Source organism: Pantoea sp. CFCC18179 (assembly GCF_059412405.1).
Map to the genome: position 1 here is coordinate 44656 of NZ_JBNBPM010000006.1, position 18035 is coordinate 62690.

An 18035-nucleotide genomic window follows, 5' to 3' on the forward strand; every position below is an offset into this window, starting at 1 on the left:
GTAACGTTCGCCCCAGCGTGGCTAAAAAGGAGTGAACATGCAGGATTTTTTACAACAGACGTTGTCGGGTGAGCCGCCACGTCAACGCGAGGGCAGCAATGCCCATCTCAGTTGGCAATGGCATGAGGAAGGGTTGCTGACCTTGACGCCACACACACCAACGCAGCGTGCGCTGGTGCTTTCCGCAGGCATTCACGGCAATGAAACCGCACCGGTCGAAATACTCAACCTGCTGCTGACGCCGCTGCTGCGCGGTGAAAAGCCGCTGGCGGTGCGCTTGTTGGTGATCCTCGGCAATCCCGCCGCGCTGCGTAGCGGGAAACGCTATCAACAATATGATATGAATCGCCTGTTTGGCGGGCGTTGGCAGCAAGTTGCCGATGTGCCAGAAGCACAACGCGTATTGCATCTTGAGCAGGCGCTGGAGAGTTTCTGGCGTACCTGCCTTGATCATGAGGTGCGCTGGCATCTCGATCTGCATACAGCGATTCGCGGTTCGTATCATGCGCGCTTTGGCGTGATGCCGCTCAATCAGCATCCATGGCCGGATGAATTTATGCATTGGCTGGCGGCTGCCGAGATGGAAGCATTAGTGTTTCATCGCGCGCCGGGCGGCACTTTTACCCATTTCAGTTGCGAACATCATGACGCGGCGAGTTGCACGCTGGAGTTGGGTAAAGCGTTGCCGTTTGGTGAGAACGATTTGAGCCAGTTTAGCGGCGTGCAGCAAGCGCTGGCGGCGCTGTTGTATGGCGAAACTTTGCCGCAGGTGCACCAGCAGCCACGTCACTATCGTGTGGCGCAGCAGATCACTCGCCATGGCGAAAAGTTCACCTTGCACATGGGGCCGGAAACCTTGAACTTTACGGCTTTTCCGCAGGGCACGTTGCTGGCGGAAGAGGGCGACAGGCGTTATTACGTGCAGCAGGCGCGGGAGTATGTGCTGTTTCCTAATCCGAATGTCGCGCCGGGATTGCGTGCCGGGTTGATGCTGGTGGAGGAGAATGCACAGACGCAGGCGTTGGCGTTGTAATTGGATATTTAATTGGTCGCCATGAATGGCGACCCTACGGTATATAGCGGGAGAGGAAACCGCTGGCTGCGCGTTTTGAACTCCACATTTCCCTTCCTGAAAACCGACAATACCGTTACACTCCTCCTTAATTCCTGCGTTTTTCCCTTGATTGTCATAAAGTTTTTCAATTCCTCACGCATTTCTTCTCTTTCTCTCCATGATTGCCTGATTACTGTCTTTTATGCTTGCAGGGCTTTACTCAGCCTCTGAGTAGTTGACGTTCAGCGTCGTATGCTTGTTTCCGAAGACGCGACACAGGCTGTCGTCATTAAACTGATAAGTAAGGACAATATTATGCGTAAATTAACTTCCCTGTTCCTGGCTACCACAATGGCACTTGGTGCTGCAAATATCGTCCATGCAGCTGCCGACAACTTAACGCCGCCGCCAGCAGGCAGCGAGAAACCGATGCATAAAGGCCCAATGCGTCATCACGGCATGGAGATGATGTTTAAAGGTCTGAATCTTACCGATGCGCAGAAAACGCAGATCAAAACCATCTTGCGTGATGGCCACAAAGATATGAAACGTCCGTCGCTGGAAGAGCGTCGTGCTGACCACAGTATCATTGCATCCGATACCTTCGACCAGGCGAAAGCGGAAGCGCAGGCTGAGAAGATGACCGCGAACGCCAAAGAGCACGCGCTGAAGATGCTGGAAACCCAGAACAAGATCTATAACGTTCTGACGCCAGAGCAGAAGAAACAGTACAACGCTAATTTTGAGAAGCGCTTAACTGAAAAACGCCCGCACGATGGCAAAATGCTTTCTGCGCCGGCTGATGCTGAATAAGTTCGTTAACTGAATAGAGACCGCCGACGTTGTCCATTGCTTTTACTGCATTGGGCAACGTTGGCGGTTTTGTTTTTACAACTCGATCAGCGGAAAAACACCCGACAATAGCGGGCGGCAGAGAATTTTATAGCCATCATGATCAAAGCCGTGCGAGGCGCGCTGTAGCTGACGTGCCTCGGCTTCGCTACTTACTGAACCTAACCAAAACCAGTGATCGATAACGTGGATTTGCGTCAGTTCCGCACCGCGTTCTACCATGCCGATCGGGCCTTGCCACGGCCAGCACACCACGCGCATCTGCTCCAGCGCCGCCAGCAAACGTTGCTGATGGTCCGCCACCGTTTCCTTGCCGCAACATGCACCGGCACAACGCTTCAGCGCCGCACGAAAACAGCCGCGTCCGGGACGTAATGATTCCAGTCCCAGCAATCCATGACACAACCGCTGTTCATCGGCGATAGTTTTTAAGCGCTCCAGCGCGGCAAAGCGGCTGCGAAACAGACCATAAAGATTCGGCGCACGCGAGAAATCGACATCGCGCGCATACACCACTTGCGGTGCGCCATCGCCCAGTTGCAACGAGCAAAGCTGACGATTTTTTCGCAGACGTTTATTGAACAACGGCTGCTGGGTTTTGATCATCTGCGCTTCCAGCAGCTGTGCACCCAGATCGCCCGCAGTGGGAATCCAGGTTACGCGTCGTGCCTGGCGCAACATGCTGGCTTCATCGGGTGTGCGGAAATGCGCCATCACCCGACTGCGCAGGTTGACGCTTTTGCCGATATACAGCGGCAGATTTTCACTTTCACCGTGGAAGGTATAGACGCCTGGCTGGTTGGGTAATCCTTCCAGCCATTGACGTAAATGTTCGGGATATTGATAGATGGCTGCCGCGTCGAATTCGAGGCGGTGGCTGGTGGCTCGTCTGACCAAAACACACTCCGATTACTGGTTGTCTATCCAGTGTATCAAAGAGTGCTTTTTATCGCCAATTTCGGTCGCCATAAATGGCGACCCTACGAATGTTTGAGCGCGTAGTAAGCGGATTACTTTTTCCAGAAATCGTCGAAGACGGTGATGGGCGGACGACGTTTGTGCTCGGTTTTCAAATACCAACCTTCGATGGTTTTAGCGGCGGCGGCATCAATGGTTTTGCCTTCCAGATAAGCATCGATTTGTTGATAAGTGACACCGAGCGCCACTTCATCCTGCAAGCCGGGACGATCATCTTCCAGATCGGCGGTTGGGTGTTTGAGATAAAGATGCTCTGGGCAGCCCAGCGTTTTCAGCAGCTGTTTACCCTGGCCTTTATGCAGACGGAAAATCGGGTTGATATCGCTACCGCCATCACCGTATTTGGTGAAGAAACCGGTAATCGCTTCAGCCGCATGATCCGTACCGACCACCACGCCTTTGGTCATGCCGGCGATGCTGTATTGCGCTTTCATGCGTTCGCGCGCTTTTTCATTGCCGCGCACAAAATCGGAGACGATGATGCCTGCCTCTTTCAGCGCATGTTCACTCGCGAGGATCGCCTCTTTGATGTTCACTACTAATGCGCGATCCGGCTGGATAAATGCCAGCGCATCCTGACAATCCTGTTCATCGGCCTGCACGCCATACGGTAAGCGCACGGCGATAAAGGTGTAATCGTTATCGCCGGTTTCTTCGCGCAACTCGCGAATCGCGGTTTGCGACAGCATGCCAGTGAGCGTGGAATCCTGACCGCCGCTGATACCCAGCACCAGCGTTTTCAGGAAGGGATGGGCTTTCAGATAGGATTTCAGAAAATCAACGCTGACGCGGATCTCCTGCTGCGGGTCAATAACCGGCTTAACACCAAGCGCTTCAATGATTTCCTGTTGCAGTGACATGAACCTCTCCTCAAGTCAGTAGCCTGACGGCACAATGCGAATCATCTGCTAAAGCTACCGCCTCAGCCCGAAAACAACAAGCCGCATGGCGGGTTGTCGCGGTTATTTGCTGGCAAATCAGACGCTTTTAGCTTTCTTCACCAGCAGATTGAATGACAGAATCGCCAACATAAAGCAGCCAAAAATCGTGCCGGTCATGCTGGCGACCGACGTGCCGCCTATACCGGTAATCGGTACGCTGATGGCACCCAAGGTAAACATGCACACGCCAATCACCGCCGAAGCGCTGCCCGCGCGATGGCCCTGGCTCTGCATCGCCAGCGACGATGCAGTGGTGGCGATCACCCCATTACTGGCGATGGTGAAGAACAGGGCGACCAGAATGATAGGCAGCGATGCGCCGGTTAAACCTGCCAGCAGCAGACAACTTGAGGCGACAAAGGCCAGCGTCAAACCGCCTTTCAATACGCGATATTCGCCCCACAGCGGACACAGACGTGCGCTGGTTTGAGATGCAATAATCAGGCCGAGACCGTTAGCGGCGAAACAGAAGCTAAAGGCTTGTGGCGTCAATCCGTACAATTGCTGCAACACGAAAGGCGAGGCGCCGATATAGGCGAACATGCCGGACATCATGAAACCTTGCGTCAGGCAAAAGCCCATAAATTGACGATGAGTCACAACCTGGCCGAGCGCCGCCCAGGCGGAGAAGATCGAACCTTGATTGCGACGTTCAGCCGACAATGTTTCGTGCAGTTTCCAGCGTGCGAGGAAGATCAGCACAATCGCAATGCAGCCGAGCACCACGAAAATGCCGCGCCAGTTAAGCACCGTCATTAATGCACCGCCCAATACCGGCGCACCGATCGGCGCTAATCCATTCACCAGCATCAGCAGCGCGAAAAAGCGGGTTAATTCGTGGCCGCTGTACATATCACGGGCGATGGCGCGAGAAAGCACCGCGCCGCCTGCACCCGCTAATCCTTCAAATAGACGCGCGACCAGTAATGAATGGATATCTTTTGCCAGCGCACAGCCAATCGACGCGATAAACAGTAATACCAACGACAGCAGCAGCGGGCGGATGCGGCCAAACTTATCGCTCATTGGGCCAAATAACAGTTGGCCAGCGCCAAGACCTAACAGACCGGCGGTTAAACTCAGCTGTGCTGTCGCGGTTTCGGTGTGCAGATCGCGCGCCAGTTCCGGCAGCGCGGGGAGATAAAGATCGATACATAATGGCCCGAGCGCCGCAAGCAGGCCCAGTGTGATGGCATAAACCAGCCGATTTGAAGGTGCAGGTGTCATTTATCCTCTGTTTTTATTCATAACTAACGGTATTTTTTCGCGGGTGATTATACGAACAGTGGCGCATCGACACAGCTTTTTTACCAAATCCTAACGCTTCGGATTTTGGCTAAAATGGGGCCATAAAGTTGATTAATCTCATTTTATGTTCCAGGCTTATGCAACATGGACAAAAAACGAGGAACAACAACATGAATAAAGTGATGGGATGTATCGCTGCCGCTATGACCCTGGCAGCCCTGTCTGGTTGTACGACTTATGACAAAGCTGAAAGCTACGTAACTAAGCCGGTAGTCAAGGATGTGAAGAAAGGGATGACGCGTGATCAGGTTCGCCAGATTGCCGGTCCTGCCTCAACTGAAATCACCATGGTTCACGCCCGCGGTACTTGCCAGACCTATGTGATTGGCGAACGTGATGGCAAACCGCAGACTTACTTTGTGAGCTATAACGATACCGGCCGCGTAATGAATTATGGCTTCCAGAGCTGTAAAGACTACGATACCGATCCGCAAGCGGCTCAGTAAGCGCAGCAGAATAAACAACGGCCCGTCATTGACGGGCCGTTTTTCGTTGTGGCGTTTATAAACCGTAAGGGCGCGGCACTTCGACGTAATTCCCGCCGATCTCACGCTGATAGTAGTGCCCTTCCTGCACGTAATAGCGCTTGCCATTGAAATCCAATACGCGCATGCCGCCGCCTGGAGGTGCTTCTGGCGGTTGTACCACCACGTAAGTATCACCTTGTCGCTGGTAGTAGTTGCCGTTCAGCATGTAGTAGGTCAGCCCGCCAAGCAGCACCGCCGTTGCGGCTTCAGGTAAGAAGCGCAGCGGGCCAGGGTGACCCCAATGTGGACCTCCACCCCAGCGCGGGCCAGGACCGGGACCCCAATAACCGGGATGGGCAAAACTGATGGCTGGTGTTAATAAGGTTAACGCCAGCACCGAGGCGATAACTGTTTTCATCGGTGATTCTCCTGCTGTGATTGCTAGCAGAATTGGCCTTCCTGAGTGGAAACTCAAGCGATAAATGGTCGCTTTTTCGCTTGTTTACCACGCTTAACGATTTCCTAACGCTGGCACCATGATTGGGGGGAATTGGGGAGGCGATGGGAGAGACTTTGGTGGCTTGATAGCGAATCGGTCACCATAAATGGCGCCCCTACGACGCAGATGATTGTAACCGAGATCAAAAACGGCAGACGCTTGCGAGTCTGCCGTTTGTGTTAATCAATCGTGCTTAGCGATGTGCCAGATCGGCGTGTTCATCGCTCTCCAGCACTTTCTTATCGGTCAAACCCAACCAGCGGCTGGTGAGTGAACCGGCGGTCATCGAACCGTTGACGTTGAGCGCGGTACGGCCCATGTCGATCAGCGGTTCAATCGAAATCAATAGTGCGACCAAGGTCACCGGCAAGCCCATCGCTGGCAACACAATCAGCGCTGCGAAAGTCGCACCGCCGCCGACACCCGCGACACCCGCAGAACTCAGCGTGACGATACCCACCAACGTGGCAATCCACATTGGATCAAACGGGTTGATACCAACAGTGGGCGCGACCATCACCGCCAACATGGTTGGGTACAAACCAGCACAACCGTTTTGACCAATGGTGGCACCGAACGACGCTGAGAAGCTGGCGATAGATTCCGGCACGCCCAAGCGACGCGTTTGCGTTTCGACGTTCAGCGGAATACTTGCAGCACTTGAACGACTGGTGAAGGCGAAGGTGATAACCGGCCACACTTTGCGGAAGAAGCGCATTGGATTGATGCCGTTAACCGATAGCAGCAGCGCATGCACGGCAAACATAATTGCCAGGCCGAGATAAGAAGCCACCACGAAACCGCCCAACTTGATGATGTCTTGCAGGTTGGAACCCGCCACCACTTTGGTCATCAGCGCCAGCACACCGTACGGCGTCAGCTTCATGATCAAACGCACCAGCTTCATCACCCAGGATTGCAGGGTATCGATCGCCACCAGCACGCGTTCGCCTTTAACCTTGTCATCTTTCAGCAGTTGCAGTGCGGCAACACCGAGGAAGGCGGCGAAAATCACCACGCTGATAATCGACGTCGGGTTGGCGCCCGCCATATCAGCAAACGGATTTTTCGGGATGAACGACAGCAGCAGTTGCGGCGTACTGAGATCCGCGACTTTGCCGACATAGTTGCTCTGAATGGCGCTCAGGCGTGCGGTTTCTTGCGCACCCTGTACCAAACCCTCGGCGCTTAAGCCGAACAGGCCAGTGACCATCACGCCGACCAGCGCAGAAATTGCTGTCGTAAACAGCAATACGCCGATAGTGAGTACGCTGATTTTACCCAGCGATGAAGCATTATGCAGACGCGCGACTGCACTGAGAATCGAGGCAAACACCAGCGGCATTACAATCATCTGCAACAACTGAACGTAGCCGTTACCAACGATGTTAAACCAGCTAATAGAGGCTTTTACCGTTGCGCTGTTTTCGCCATAAATGGTTTGTAACGCCAGACCAAAGGCCACACCAAACACTAAACCGGTCAGCACGCGCTTCGACAGACTCCAGCTTTGGCTACCAATGCGGTTAAGGACGATCAGCAGCGCGACAAACGCCACGATATTAATAATGAGGGGAAAATCCATGCTCAACTCCAGAGTGTGCCGCGCCACCCAATGCGATGGCGCGCAAAACAGTAAGTCCCCGTTAGGGAATATTTAGAATGTTATCAGTTGATCGTGGGGCAGGCTTATATCCAAAAAGAATGGTTTATAACTTTATGGTTAAATTCGATGGCTTATTGACCGTTTTGACCATTAACCAGCCGTCCGACGCCATTTTGTAGCGTATTGAACAATTGCTCCGGCCAACCGTTGGCACCAAATGAGGGCAAGCCCGGAGGGAACCACAAGGCATAACCGACCAGCGCCAGGCACAATGCGCGCTCCAGTTGGTTACCTTTTTGGCTATTGAGGATCGGCAAACGAAAGCGCCAGCGACACGGCCATAAAAGTGGCACACCTGCTGGCGTGAGCATATCGGCCACGATGTGGCTGAGATAGCCGAGCGTCATGCCTTGCAACACATCGGCGGGCAGAAACCAATCAGCGGGAACGTTTATCTGGAATAACCACAAACTTACCGCCACCGCCAGCAAACTGTGAGTAAAACCTCGATGACCAAAGGCGCGGGCGATGGGATGCGAAAGCCATCTTAGCCGCTGGCCTAATACTGATTTCGGGTGATCGATATCCGGTAGCAAGCAGGTTAACAGCGCAGCAGGCACGAGATGCCACCAATCGGCGCTGGCCATTACAGGCGTCAGCTCCGCGCGCTTGGCAAAAATGGCGCTGGCAATGGCAAAAATGATATGGCCTTCGGCCGTCATGATGAAACCTGGCTGCATAAAACTGTCAATGCATCCAGTATAGGGATTTATCCAGTGAATGAGAATGGTGACGCTGTAACGAAGCGTTAATATTTTTCCACTTCCCGCGTCACAATGACGCGGGAAATGAACGGGTTAGCTTAGCGCGCTAACCAACCTCCATCGACCGCCAATGTGTAGCCATGCACGTAATCCGCTGCGCTGGAGGCAAGAAACACAATCGGGCCCATCATATCCGCAGGATCGCCCCAACGGGCAGCGGGAATGCGACCGAGTATTTCCTCGTTACGTGACTCATCACTGCGTAATTGTTCGGTGTTGTTGGTTGCCATGTAGCCCGGCGCGATGGCGTTAACGTTGATGCCGTGCTGCGCCCATTCGTTCGCCATCAGGCGAGTTAATCCCATCACCGCGCTTTTAGAAGCCGTATAGGAAGGGACACGAATACCGCCCTGGAATGAGAGCATTGAGGCGATATTGATGATTTTGCCACCGTTACCTTGCGCGATAAATTGGCGCGCTACCTGCTGCGACAGGAAGAACAGGCTTTTGCTGTTGATGTTCATCACATCGTCCCAATCCCGTTCGCTGAAGTTGATCGCATCTTCACGACGAATAATCCCGGCATTATTGACCAAAATATCAATGCGGCCCGCGTACGCTACCGCTTGCTCGACAATCTGCGGTGCCAGCGACGACTGGGTCAGATCGGCCTGAATCGACCAAAAGCGCCGCCCCAAGGCTTCGACTTTGTCTTGAGTATCATCCGGTCCGGTGCGATTGACGCCAATAATGTCACAGCCTGCTTGCGCCAGACCTAGCGCCATGCCTTGTCCTAAGCCGGTGTTGCAGCCCGTCACCAGCGCAATTTTGCCTTCAAGATTAAATGCATTGAGTATCATGCTTCGCTCCTTTTAGCGCAGCGCGCTGATGTTGACGTGGTCCATCTCAGGCCTCTTATGATTCAAAGGAAGGGGTCCCGATGCGGGTCTTTGGTCATCATATGCAGGCTGGATCATTAATTCAATAAAAATGAAACGATGTTTTATTTATTTGTGTTGGCGATCAACCTGCACAAAAAAGCCCGCGTTAAGCGGGCTGATGTTAACCGTGCAGATGCTCTGGTTTGAGCTGGGTTAAATCGTCGAGTTTGACATTGGCTAACGCCCAACGTGCATCATCGCGAAGGTCGGCGGCCGGAACCACAATTGAACGCATCCGTGCCGCTTTGGTGGCAATCATGCCGTTGAAGGAATCTTCTAACGTGACGCAGTTAAGCGGATCGATGCCTAATTTCGCCGCCGCATCAAGATAAACCTGCGGGTGCGGTTTGCTGTACGGCAGCGCTTCAGCGGAGGCAATCGCATCGAAATATTTGCGTAGGTCAAACATCTCCAGCACACGTTCCAGCATGTGCAGCGGCGATGCCGACGCCAGCGCAATTTTTAATCCTTGCTGCTGACACAATTGCAGCGCTTGCTCGACGCCCGGCAAAATAGGGCGCGTTTCTTCAACCAATTGCAGAGCACGCGCAATGATGCGATTCGTCACTTCCTGCTGATCGGGACCATTCCACGGCAGCGCTTCAAACCACATACGCACGGTTTGATCAATGCGCAGACCCAAGGTATCCGGCAGTTCGTGGCGACGCGTGATGTCCACGCCAAGGCTGGCAAAAATATCCAATTCCGCCTGATCCCACAGCGGTTCCGAGTCGATTAGCAATCCATCCATATCAAAAATGGCAGCCAATACAGGGCGACGATATGACATACAACAGCTCCGTTTGAAATTTGGCTTACCTTATCATGAGAGCAGGAGAAAGCCGACTCGCGGCAGGCCACGCATTTTTCAGGAAAAATTAGCGTAGTGCAGGTAGACTTAGGCAAAACTATTATCGGTTCAGGGAGACACCATGACTTACCAACAGGCTGGCCGCATCGCCATCCTTAAGCGAGTGGCTGGCTGGGTGATTTTTATTCCGGCACTGCTATCCACCATTATTTCACTGCTTGGTTTTATGTTTAAGCACAGTGAAAAGCAGCCGGGCATTGATGCCGTCATGCTCGATTTTGTGCATGTCATGGTCGACATGGTGAAGTTCAACACGCCGTTCCTTAACGTTTTCTGGCAGAACTCGCCGGTGCCGGAATTTAACGGCGGTGCCAATATTGGCTTCTGGCTGATCTATATCCTGATTTTTGTTGGTATCGCCTTGCAGGCTTCAGGCGCACGCATGTGGCGGCAATCACGCCATGTCAAAGAGGGGATTGAGGATCAATTGATTCTGGAACAAGCCAAAGGTAGCGAAGGGCGCACGCGCGCGCAGTTGGAAGAGAAAATTCATATTCCACGTCATACCATTTTATTGCAGATTTTCCCGCTGTATATCTTGCCGATTATCATCGCTATCGCCGGTTACTTCGTGCTGAAGTTGCTCGGTATGCTGTAAGGCGTCAGGCCGGTCTGGCCTGACGTGCACCCAACACATCTTCATCTAACAACTGGCCGATGGCGAATTGTGCTTCGCCCGTCCAGTTGCCGCCGAATACATTGGCACGGTTTAACAAATAATAGAGTTGATAAACCGGCTGGCGCTGTGAGAAACCATCGGCCAGCGGCCAAACTGTCTGATAACCATCGAAGATTTGGCGAGGTAAGTCAGCGTAATAACTCAACATCGCCAAATCACATTCGCGATCGCCCCAATAACACGCCGGATCAAATAACCACGGACCGCTGGCGCTGCTTGCGCAATTCGCGGGCCATAAATCGCCGTGTAATAAAGAAGGCTGTGGATGATGATTAGCTAGCGCGCGTTGTACGCAATCGACAATTAATTCGGTATCACCATAATGTACGCCTTTTTCAGCGGCTAATTGCAGCTGCCAGCCAATGCGCTGCTCGGCGAAAAATACCGACCAGCGGCGTAACCAGCTATTCGGCTGCGGCGAGGTGGTGATGTTGTTGTCGTAATCAAGGCCAAACTGCGGTTGCTCACTCCACTGATGTAAGTGCGCCAACTGTTGACCAAGCTGAAAGGCGCTGTGCTCATTCAGCGCGTCCGGTTGGATATATTCCAGTAATAAGAAGCTAGTGTCACGATCGTTGCCGACGCCGTACACTTTCGGCACGCGTACCGTCTGCGTGCGCGCTAAAAGATCGAGTTGATCAGCCTCCCAGCTGAATAGGGTTAGCATGTCGCGGGTGTTGCATTTGACGAACACCTCTAACTTACCATAACGGATTCGCCATGCAGGATGCACATCGCCACCGGGCAGTTCCTGACGTTCACTGATTTCGGCTTCGCCGGCGTACTCGCTTAACAGTCGATTAATGGCTGACCACATCGGGTAATCCTCTTTATTCGCTGCGTAAGGTCGATTGTAACGTGCAAAATTTCAGCAAACCTGGCGTTGATGCGGTTTTTTGCAACGTGTCAGGATTGCGCCTTCAAAAATGCGTCCAGCGTCGTGACGGCAACTTCCGGTTTATGATCCAGTGCGATTTGAGCAAATCCCGCAGCTTGCTCACTGATTTCATGCTCATCCAACGCACTGACAATGCCGAAACTGTTGGTGCCAAGTTCGTGTGGATGTCCTTCATCGTCGCTTAACGTGGTGCTGTATCCGCCATTGATCATGGCACTGTTAACGGATTGCAAATCGCCCAAGCCGTTTTCCTGATACGTTAACGTGACAATGTAACGTTTGAGATCATGGTCACTCATTATTCACCTCGTTGTTATGGAACAGATTTCAGCGTAGACCAGCGCAACGGATTGAGCGAATTTCATGCGAATGGGTGAATGGAGGGCGTAAATTTTCGCCAATAATCTTCAGACAAATCTTGTGGAGATCGGGCTGCTATTTCGTTAATTGCCTCATATAATGCTCAGCGAAAATGGGAACCATCCTATTAAGTGAGCGGGGCCAGTCTCTTTTTTGGCTTTTTCGGCGATTTCATACTTTTTTACAAAACTTACAGTAAATTGCATTGATTGGTCGGGAAAACGCTTCAGACTCAACTTTTTTTAAACTGTCGTACGGGTCATATTTAATGAAAGCCTTTAATAAGCTGTCCGCTGTTTTATTGCTCTCTGCTGGAGCATTTTGTCACCAGGCATTTGCAGATAACGCCGTATTTACCTCCATGGATGACCCTTCAACGGCGAAAAAACCGTTTGAAGGCAGCGCGTCAGCAGGTTATTTGGCGCAGACCGGTAACACCACCAGTTCCGCGCTGAGTGCTGCAACCAATATGACGTGGTATCAAACCAATACCGCATTCAGTCTGTGGGGCAATGCCGCGAACAACTCATCTAACGATGAGCGTTCTTCTGAGACCTACAACATCGGTGGTCGTTCCCGTTATAACCTCAACAGCGCTGATTACCTGTTCGGTCAGGCAAGCTGGTTGAGCGATCGTTTCAACGGTTATGATTCACGTGATGTACTGACCGCCGGTTACGGTCGTCAGATCCTGAATGGTCCAGTGCACTCACTGCGTGCTGAATTCGGTCCGGGTGTGCGTTACGACGACTTCCATGCCGGTGGCCACGAAACCAAAGCGCTGGGCTACGGTGCGGTGAGTTATCAATGGCAGCTGACCGATACCACCAAGTTCATTCAGGGTGTTTCAGTATTGAGCAGCTTCGGTGACGATACCACCTTGAACTCCGAAACGGCGTTGCAGGTAGCGATTAACGAACACTTCGCGTTGAAGCTGGGCTACAACGTGACCTGGAACAACAATCCGCCAGAATCTGCACCTGATCGTACCGACACCAAAACCACGATCCAGCTCTCATACGCGATGTAAGCGAGCTTGATGTAAATAACCGTTGTTCGGCACATGCCGCACAGCGGTTTTTTTTTATCTCTCTTTGGCTTAGCGACTTTCTTCACGGGTTTTGATCGGCAACGAAAGCTGCTATTATCATCGCCGCTTTACACTCCTGGCGTCATTCCGACAACGTGGGTCTGACATCACGCCAGGTTACTTATAAGAAACTCATTTTTGCATGTAGGCTTTCGTGTGGCTTACCACTGCAACTAAGGATATGAAATGCCAGTAATTACTCTTCCTGATGGCAGCCAGCGCAGTTTTGATCGTCCGGTCAGCGTGATGGATATCGCTTTGGATATTGGACCGGGATTGGCGAAAGCGTGTATCGCGGGCCGTGTGAATGGCGAATTGGTTGATGCGGTTGATCCGATTACCGAAGATGCGCAAGTCGCAATTATCACCGCCAAAGACGAAGCCGGTTTGGAAATCATTCGTCACTCGTGTGCGCACCTGTTAGGGCATGCGATTAAGCAGCTGTGGCCAAATACCAAAATGGCGATCGGTCCAGTCATCGACAATGGCTTCTATTACGATGTCGATATGGATTATACGCTGACGCAGGAAGACCTTGAGCTGCTGGAAAAGCGTATGCACCAGTTAGCGGAAAGCAATTACGATGTCGTGAAGAAAAAGGTGAGCTGGCAGGAAGCACGTGATGTGTTTGCCGCGCGTGGCGAAAGCTACAAAACCACTATTCTTGACGAGAATATTAGCCACGACGATAAGCCTGGCTTGTATCACCATGAAGAATACATCGACATGTGCCGCGGTCCGCACGTGCCGAATATGCGTTTCTGCCATCACTTCAAATTGCAGAAAATCTCCGGAGCGTACTGGCGCGGCAACAGCGATAACAAAATGCTGCAGCGTATTTACGGTACGGCCTGGGCAGATAAAAAGCAGCTGGCGGCCTATTTGCAGCGCCTGGAAGAGGCGGCGAAACGCGATCACCGTAAAATCGGTAAGCAGCTTGATCTGTACCACATGCAGGAAGAAGCACCGGGCATGGTGTTCTGGCACAACGATGGCTGGACTATCTTCCGTGAGCTGGAAGTGTTTGTGCGTACCAAGCTGAAAGAGTACGACTATCAGGAAGTGAAAGGTCCGTTCATGATGGACCGTGTGTTGTGGGAAAAAACCGGGCACTGGGAAAACTATAAAGAAGCGATGTTCACTACCTCTTCAGAGAACCGTGAATATTGCATCAAGCCAATGAACTGCCCAGGCCACGTTCAGATCTTTAATCAGGGTTTGAAATCCTACCGCGACCTGCCGCTGCGTATGGCGGAGTTTGGTAGCTGCCATCGTAATGAACCATCAGGCGCGTTGCATGGTTTGATGCGTGTGCGTGGCTTTACTCAGGATGATGCTCACGTCTTCTGTACCGAAGATCAGGTACGTGATGAAGTGAACAGCTGTATCCGCATGGTTTACGACATGTACAGCACCTTCGGTTTTGAAAAAATCGTGGTGAAACTGTCGACCCGTCCGGAAAAACGTATCGGTACCGACGAAATGTGGGACCGTGCGGAAGTAGATTTAGCCGAAGCGCTGAAAGAGAATGACATTCCATTCGAATATCAGCCGGGAGAAGGGGCGTTCTACGGCCCGAAAATTGAGTTTACTCTGTACGATTGCCTCGACCGCGCCTGGCAGTGTGGCACCGTTCAGCTAGACTTCTCCCTGCCGAAGCGTCTGGACGCGACTTTTGTCGGCGAAAACAACGATCGTCAGACACCGGTGATGATTCACCGCGCAATTCTGGGTTCAATGGAGCGCTTTATCGGCATCCTGACCGAAGAGTTCGCAGGTTTCTTCCCGAGTTGGCTGGCGCCGGTGCAGGCTGTGGTGATGAATATCACCGACAGTCAGTCAGAATATGTCAGTGAATTGACAAAGAAATTGCAGAATGCAGGCATTCGTGTCAAAGCAGACTTGAGAAACGAGAAGATAGGCTTTAAAATCCGCGAGCACACATTACGTCGCGTCCCTTATATGCTGGTTTGCGGTGACAAAGAGGTAGAAGCAGGCAAAGTTGCCGTGCGTACCCGCCGTGGTAAAGACCTTGGGAGCATGGACGTAGATGTGTTTGTTGAGAAGCTGCAACAAGAGATTCGCAGCCGACATCTTCACCAATTAGAGGAATAAGGTTATTAAAGGCGGAAAACGAGTACAACCAACACGTCCGAACCGTATCAACGGCGAAATCCGTGCTACCGAAGTGCGCTTAACGGGCGTAGACGGCGAGCAACTTGGCATTGTCACCTTACGTGAAGCCATTGAGAAAGCCGAAGAGGCTGGCGTAGATTTAGTTGAAATCAGCCCGAACGCCGAACCGCCGGTTTGCCGTATTATGGATTACGGCAAGTTCCTTTATGAAAAGAGCAAGTCTTCTAAGGAACAGAAGAAGAAGCAGAAAGTTATCCAGGTTAAAGAAATTAAATTCCGTCCTGGTACCGATGATGGCGACTATCAGGTCAAACTACGCAACCTGATTCGCTTTCTGGAAGAGGGCGATAAAGCCAAAATCACGCTGCGTTTTCGCGGTCGTGAGATGGCGCACCAGCAGATCGGTATGGAAGTGCTTAACCGCGTCCGTAAAGATCTGTGTGAAGACATGGATTTGGCGATTGTCGAATCCTTCCCTTCGAAGATCGAAGGTCGTCAGATGATCATGGTGCTCGCTCCTAAGAAGAAACAGTAGGCCTTCAAGTAATAAAGCCGTGCAGCGCTTGCGTTGTGCGGATTTTTATTCGCCTATCTGATTCATTTTATTAACAATGCGAAGTGGATATTTGTAAAAATGCCAAAGATTAAAACTGTACGTGGCGCGGCTAAGCGCTTCAAGAAGACCGCTTCTGGCGGCTTCAAGCGTAAGCACGCAAACCTGCGTCATATTCTGACTAAAAAGTCTACTAAGCGTAAACGTCACCTGCGTCCGAAAGGCATGGTGTCTAAAGGCGATCTGGGTCTGGTTATTGCCTGCCTGCCGTACGCATAAGTTAACTTTTTATAAATCTGCCTGAATACTTTGCGTACTGCCAATTGGCTAGCAGGGAATAGGGCATCACAGAATATGATATAGGAGAGCTCACATGGCTCGCGTAAAACGTGGTGTAATTGCTCGCGCACGTCACAAGAAAATCTTAAAACAAGCTAAAGGCTACTACGGTGCACGTTCACGTGTTTACCGCGTTGCTTTCCAGGCTGTTATCAAAGCTGGTCAGTATGCTTATCGTGACCGTCGTCAACGTAAGCGTCAGTTCCGTCAACTGTGGATCGCGCGTATCAACGCTGCGGCTCGTCAGAACGGTATCTCTTACAGCCGTTTCATCAATGGCCTGAAAAAAGCCTCGATTGAAATCGACCGTAAGATTCTGGCTGACATCGCTGTATTCGACAAAGTGACATTTACTGCACTTGTTGAAAAAGCAAAATCAGCTCTGGCGTAAGTCAGTTGAAAAAGGGAGCTTGCTCCCTTTTTTATTATCTGCAACTCACGCAAAAGATTGACATTTTGGCCGCTGCGCATTTCAATAGTGCGGTTTCTAACATGACAAGGTAACGCAAGCATGAATGCTGCTATTTTCCGTTTCTTTTTTTACTTTAGCGCCTGAACATCAGGGGCTTTTGCGCATAAGAAAAGAAACGAAAAATCGCGCTGAAAGCCTCCCTCGTGGAGGCTTTTTTATTTCTGCGACACTTAATCGGATCAAACGATCCCAACGAGAACTGACCAGCCCGGCTGGAAGAAGAGGAAATCATGTCCCAACTCGCAGACCTGGTGGCCCGTGCCACGGCCGCCATCGACGAGGCGGCGGATATCGCTGCTCTGGACGCCGTGCGCGTCGAGTTTTTAGGTAAGAAAGGTCACCTGACGCTGCAAATGACCACCCTACGTGAATTGCCGGCGGAAGATCGTCCAGCAGCAGGTGCGGTGATTAACGAAGCCAAGCAACAGGTACAAGATCGCCTTACCGCGCGTAAAGACACGCTGGAAAGCGCCGAACTGAATGCGCGTCTGGCTGCGGAAACCATCGATGTGTCTCTGCCAGGACGTCGTGTGGAGAACGGCGGTTTGCATCCGGTCACGCGCACCATCGATCGCATCGAGAACTTCTTCGGCGAGTTGGGATTTGCGGTAGTAACCGGCCCAGAAATTGAAGATGACTATCACAACTTCGATGCGCTGAACATTCCAGGCCATCACCCGGCGCGTGCCGATCACGACACCTTCTGGTTTGATGCAACGCGTCTACTGCGTACCCAAACCTCTGGCGTGCAGATCCGCACCATGAAAAACCAGCAGCCGCCAATTCGCATCATCGCGCCAGGCCGTGTTTATCGTAACGATTACGATCAGACCCACACGCCAATGTTCCATCAGATGGAAGGTTTGATTGTTGATAAAGACATCAGCTTCACCAACCTGAAAGGCACGCTGCACGATTTCCTGAACAACTTCTTCGAAGAGAATCTGCAAATTCGTTTCCGTCCTTCTTACTTCCCGTTCACCGAACCGTCCGCCGAAGTGGATGTGATGGGCAAAAACGGCAAGTGGCTGGAAGTGTTGGGCTGCGGCATGGTGCATCCAAATGTATTGCGCAACGTCGGCATCGATCCAGAAGTTTACTCAGGCTTTGCCTTTGGCATGGGCATGGAGCGTCTGACCATGCTGCGCTACGGTGTGACCGATCTGCGCGCCTTCTTCGAAAATGATTTACGTTTCCTCAAACAATTTAAATAAGGGCAGGTTATCC

At 51.9% G+C, this 18035-nt stretch carries 21 protein-coding genes and 1 other annotated feature; of the genes, 11 read left to right on the plus strand and 10 right to left on the minus strand.

Translation table 11 applies throughout. From position 1 onward, the window contains the following. Positions 1 to 37 precede the first annotated feature (37 nt). Positions 38 to 1033, plus strand: coding sequence for a succinylglutamate desuccinylase (gene astE / locus ACPUC7_RS13120; RefSeq protein ID WP_494923244.1), 996 nt, complete (start codon positions 38 to 40; stop codon positions 1031 to 1033). Positions 1034 to 1369: 336 nt separating this feature from the next. Beyond that, complete coding sequence (spy, locus tag ACPUC7_RS13125) at positions 1370 to 1867, plus strand: ATP-independent periplasmic protein-refolding chaperone Spy (protein ID WP_343554011.1); 498 nt, start codon at positions 1370 to 1372, stop codon at positions 1865 to 1867. A gap of 75 nt (positions 1868 to 1942) precedes the next feature. Here the strand turns inward: spy and cho are convergent, their stop codons facing one another. The 3 genes from cho to ACPUC7_RS13140 all read right to left on the minus strand — a co-directional run bounded on the left by cho (position 1943) and on the right by ACPUC7_RS13140 (position 5052). After that, on the minus strand, positions 1943 to 2803 hold the full coding sequence (cho, locus tag ACPUC7_RS13130; RefSeq protein WP_494923245.1) for an excinuclease Cho: 861 nt from the start codon (positions 2801 to 2803) through the stop codon (positions 1943 to 1945). Positions 2804 to 2916: 113 nt separating this feature from the next. Continuing rightward, the gene (nadE, locus tag ACPUC7_RS13135) at positions 2917 to 3744 is read right to left on the minus strand and encodes an NAD(+) synthase (RefSeq protein ID WP_494923246.1); all 828 of its coding nucleotides are present in this window, start codon (positions 3742 to 3744) and stop codon (positions 2917 to 2919) included. Between the two features lie 117 nt (positions 3745 to 3861). Then, positions 3862 to 5052, minus strand: a complete 1191-nt coding sequence (locus ACPUC7_RS13140; RefSeq protein ID WP_494923247.1) for a multidrug effflux MFS transporter — start codon at positions 5050 to 5052, stop codon at positions 3862 to 3864. Between the two features lie 191 nt (positions 5053 to 5243). Here ACPUC7_RS13140 and osmE point away from each other — a divergent pair, with 191 nt between their 5' ends. Continuing rightward, positions 5244 to 5579: an osmotically-inducible lipoprotein OsmE gene (osmE, locus tag ACPUC7_RS13145; protein ID WP_007892614.1), complete on the plus strand. Its 336-nt coding sequence runs from the start codon at positions 5244 to 5246 to the stop codon at positions 5577 to 5579. A 55-nt stretch (positions 5580 to 5634) separates the two neighbouring features. Here the strand turns inward: osmE and ACPUC7_RS13150 are convergent, their stop codons facing one another. From ACPUC7_RS13150 to hxpB, 5 genes are all read right to left on the minus strand, one after another. Beyond that, positions 5635 to 6018, minus strand: a complete 384-nt coding sequence (locus ACPUC7_RS13150; protein WP_494923248.1) for a DUF6515 family protein — start codon at positions 6016 to 6018, stop codon at positions 5635 to 5637. Positions 6019 to 6292: 274 nt separating this feature from the next. After that, complete coding sequence (locus tag ACPUC7_RS13155; protein WP_494923249.1) at positions 6293 to 7684, minus strand: L-cystine transporter; 1392 nt, start codon at positions 7682 to 7684, stop codon at positions 6293 to 6295. 152 nt (positions 7685 to 7836) lie between these two features. Next, positions 7837 to 8427 carry a metal-dependent hydrolase gene (locus ACPUC7_RS13160; protein ID WP_343554018.1) on the minus strand — a complete coding sequence of 197 codons (591 nt, stop codon included), beginning with the start codon at positions 8425 to 8427 and terminating at the stop codon, positions 7837 to 7839. A gap of 140 nt (positions 8428 to 8567) precedes the next feature. Beyond that, positions 8568 to 9329 (minus strand): 2-dehydro-3-deoxy-D-gluconate 5-dehydrogenase KduD, encoded by a 762-nt coding sequence (gene kduD / locus ACPUC7_RS13165; protein WP_494923250.1) that lies wholly within the window; start codon positions 9327 to 9329, stop codon positions 8568 to 8570. Positions 9330 to 9531: 202 nt separating this feature from the next. Further along, the gene (hxpB, locus tag ACPUC7_RS13170; protein WP_494923251.1) at positions 9532 to 10200 is read right to left on the minus strand and encodes a hexitol phosphatase HxpB; all 669 of its coding nucleotides are present in this window, start codon (positions 10198 to 10200) and stop codon (positions 9532 to 9534) included. A 142-nt stretch (positions 10201 to 10342) separates the two neighbouring features. On the opposite strand from hxpB, the gene ACPUC7_RS13175 reads away from it, so the two are divergent. Beyond that, on the plus strand, positions 10343 to 10879 hold the full coding sequence (locus ACPUC7_RS13175) for a YniB family protein (protein WP_343554808.1): 537 nt from the start codon (positions 10343 to 10345) through the stop codon (positions 10877 to 10879). A gap of 4 nt (positions 10880 to 10883) precedes the next feature. Here the strand turns inward: ACPUC7_RS13175 and ACPUC7_RS13180 are convergent, their stop codons facing one another. Both ACPUC7_RS13180 and ghoS read right to left on the minus strand, forming a co-directional pair. Further along, complete coding sequence (locus tag ACPUC7_RS13180; RefSeq protein ID WP_494923252.1) at positions 10884 to 11777, minus strand: fructosamine kinase family protein; 894 nt, start codon at positions 11775 to 11777, stop codon at positions 10884 to 10886. 89 nt (positions 11778 to 11866) lie between these two features. Then, positions 11867 to 12157, minus strand: coding sequence for a type V toxin-antitoxin system endoribonuclease antitoxin GhoS (ghoS, locus tag ACPUC7_RS13185; protein WP_494923253.1), 291 nt, complete (start codon positions 12155 to 12157; stop codon positions 11867 to 11869). A 329-nt stretch (positions 12158 to 12486) separates the two neighbouring features. Between ghoS and ACPUC7_RS13190 the strand changes: the two genes are divergently transcribed. The 7 genes from ACPUC7_RS13190 (at position 12487) to pheS (ending at position 18022) form a co-directional block, all read left to right on the plus strand. Next, a complete protein-coding gene (locus ACPUC7_RS13190) occupies positions 12487 to 13248 on the plus strand; it encodes a DUF481 domain-containing protein (RefSeq protein WP_343554805.1) in 762 nt (253 codons plus the stop codon). A 246-nt stretch (positions 13249 to 13494) separates the two neighbouring features. Then, positions 13495 to 15423, plus strand: coding sequence for a threonine--tRNA ligase (thrS, locus tag ACPUC7_RS13195; RefSeq protein WP_494923254.1), 1929 nt, complete (start codon positions 13495 to 13497; stop codon positions 15421 to 15423). A gap of 4 nt (positions 15424 to 15427) precedes the next feature. Then, the gene (infC, locus tag ACPUC7_RS13200) at positions 15428 to 15979 is read left to right on the plus strand and encodes a translation initiation factor IF-3 (protein WP_036621995.1); all 552 of its coding nucleotides are present in this window, start codon (positions 15428 to 15430) and stop codon (positions 15977 to 15979) included. A gap of 99 nt (positions 15980 to 16078) precedes the next feature. Further along, positions 16079 to 16276 (plus strand): 50S ribosomal protein L35, encoded by a 198-nt coding sequence (gene rpmI, locus ACPUC7_RS13205; RefSeq protein ID WP_004157374.1) that lies wholly within the window; start codon positions 16079 to 16081, stop codon positions 16274 to 16276. Between the two features lie 94 nt (positions 16277 to 16370). Further along, entirely contained in the window at positions 16371 to 16727 is a 357-nt protein-coding gene (gene rplT / locus ACPUC7_RS13210) for a 50S ribosomal protein L20 (RefSeq protein ID WP_007892678.1), read from the plus strand. A gap of 115 nt (positions 16728 to 16842) precedes the next feature. Further along, positions 16843 to 16968: a sequence feature (Phe leader region), on the plus strand. Next, on the plus strand, positions 16848 to 16892 hold the full coding sequence (gene pheM / locus ACPUC7_RS13215; RefSeq protein ID WP_106120997.1) for a pheST operon leader peptide PheM: 45 nt from the start codon (positions 16848 to 16850) through the stop codon (positions 16890 to 16892). Its footprint overlaps the feature before it by 45 nt. Positions 16969 to 17038: 70 nt before the next feature. Continuing rightward, positions 17039 to 18022, plus strand: a complete 984-nt coding sequence (gene pheS / locus ACPUC7_RS13220) for a phenylalanine--tRNA ligase subunit alpha (RefSeq protein WP_343554803.1) — start codon at positions 17039 to 17041, stop codon at positions 18020 to 18022. The last annotated feature ends 13 nt before the right edge of the window (positions 18023 to 18035 follow it).

What these genes read in the sequence shown, in the direction of transcription:
- astE (WP_494923244.1), top strand. Translation starts at nt 38, where the DNA reads ATGCAGGATTTTTTACAACAGACGTTGTCGGGTGAGCCGCCACGTCAA.
- spy (WP_343554011.1), top strand. Translation starts at nt 1,370, where the DNA reads ATGCGTAAATTAACTTCCCTGTTCCTGGCTACCACAATGGCACTTGGT.
- nadE (WP_494923246.1), bottom strand. Translation starts at nt 3,744, where the DNA reads ATGTCACTGCAACAGGAAATCATTGAAGCGCTTGGTGTTAAGCCGGTT.
- ACPUC7_RS13140 (WP_494923247.1), bottom strand. Translation starts at nt 5,052, where the DNA reads ATGACACCTGCACCTTCAAATCGGCTGGTTTATGCCATCACACTGGGC.
- osmE (WP_007892614.1), top strand. Translation starts at nt 5,244, where the DNA reads ATGAATAAAGTGATGGGATGTATCGCTGCCGCTATGACCCTGGCAGCC.
- ACPUC7_RS13150 (WP_494923248.1), bottom strand. Translation starts at nt 6,018, where the DNA reads ATGAAAACAGTTATCGCCTCGGTGCTGGCGTTAACCTTATTAACACCA.
- ACPUC7_RS13155 (WP_494923249.1), bottom strand. Translation starts at nt 7,684, where the DNA reads ATGGATTTTCCCCTCATTATTAATATCGTGGCGTTTGTCGCGCTGCTG.
- ACPUC7_RS13160 (WP_343554018.1), bottom strand. Translation starts at nt 8,427, where the DNA reads ATGACGGCCGAAGGCCATATCATTTTTGCCATTGCCAGCGCCATTTTT.
- kduD (WP_494923250.1), bottom strand. Translation starts at nt 9,329, where the DNA reads ATGATACTCAATGCATTTAATCTTGAAGGCAAAATTGCGCTGGTGACG.
- hxpB (WP_494923251.1), bottom strand. Translation starts at nt 10,200, where the DNA reads ATGTCATATCGTCGCCCTGTATTGGCTGCCATTTTTGATATGGATGGA.
- ACPUC7_RS13175 (WP_343554808.1), top strand. Translation starts at nt 10,343, where the DNA reads ATGACTTACCAACAGGCTGGCCGCATCGCCATCCTTAAGCGAGTGGCT.
- ACPUC7_RS13180 (WP_494923252.1), bottom strand. Translation starts at nt 11,777, where the DNA reads ATGTGGTCAGCCATTAATCGACTGTTAAGCGAGTACGCCGGCGAAGCC.
- ghoS (WP_494923253.1), bottom strand. Translation starts at nt 12,157, where the DNA reads ATGAGTGACCATGATCTCAAACGTTACATTGTCACGTTAACGTATCAG.
- ACPUC7_RS13190 (WP_343554805.1), top strand. Translation starts at nt 12,487, where the DNA reads ATGAAAGCCTTTAATAAGCTGTCCGCTGTTTTATTGCTCTCTGCTGGA.
- thrS (WP_494923254.1), top strand. Translation starts at nt 13,495, where the DNA reads ATGCCAGTAATTACTCTTCCTGATGGCAGCCAGCGCAGTTTTGATCGT.
- rpmI (WP_004157374.1), top strand. Translation starts at nt 16,079, where the DNA reads ATGCCAAAGATTAAAACTGTACGTGGCGCGGCTAAGCGCTTCAAGAAG.
- rplT (WP_007892678.1), top strand. Translation starts at nt 16,371, where the DNA reads ATGGCTCGCGTAAAACGTGGTGTAATTGCTCGCGCACGTCACAAGAAA.
- pheS (WP_343554803.1), top strand. Translation starts at nt 17,039, where the DNA reads ATGTCCCAACTCGCAGACCTGGTGGCCCGTGCCACGGCCGCCATCGAC.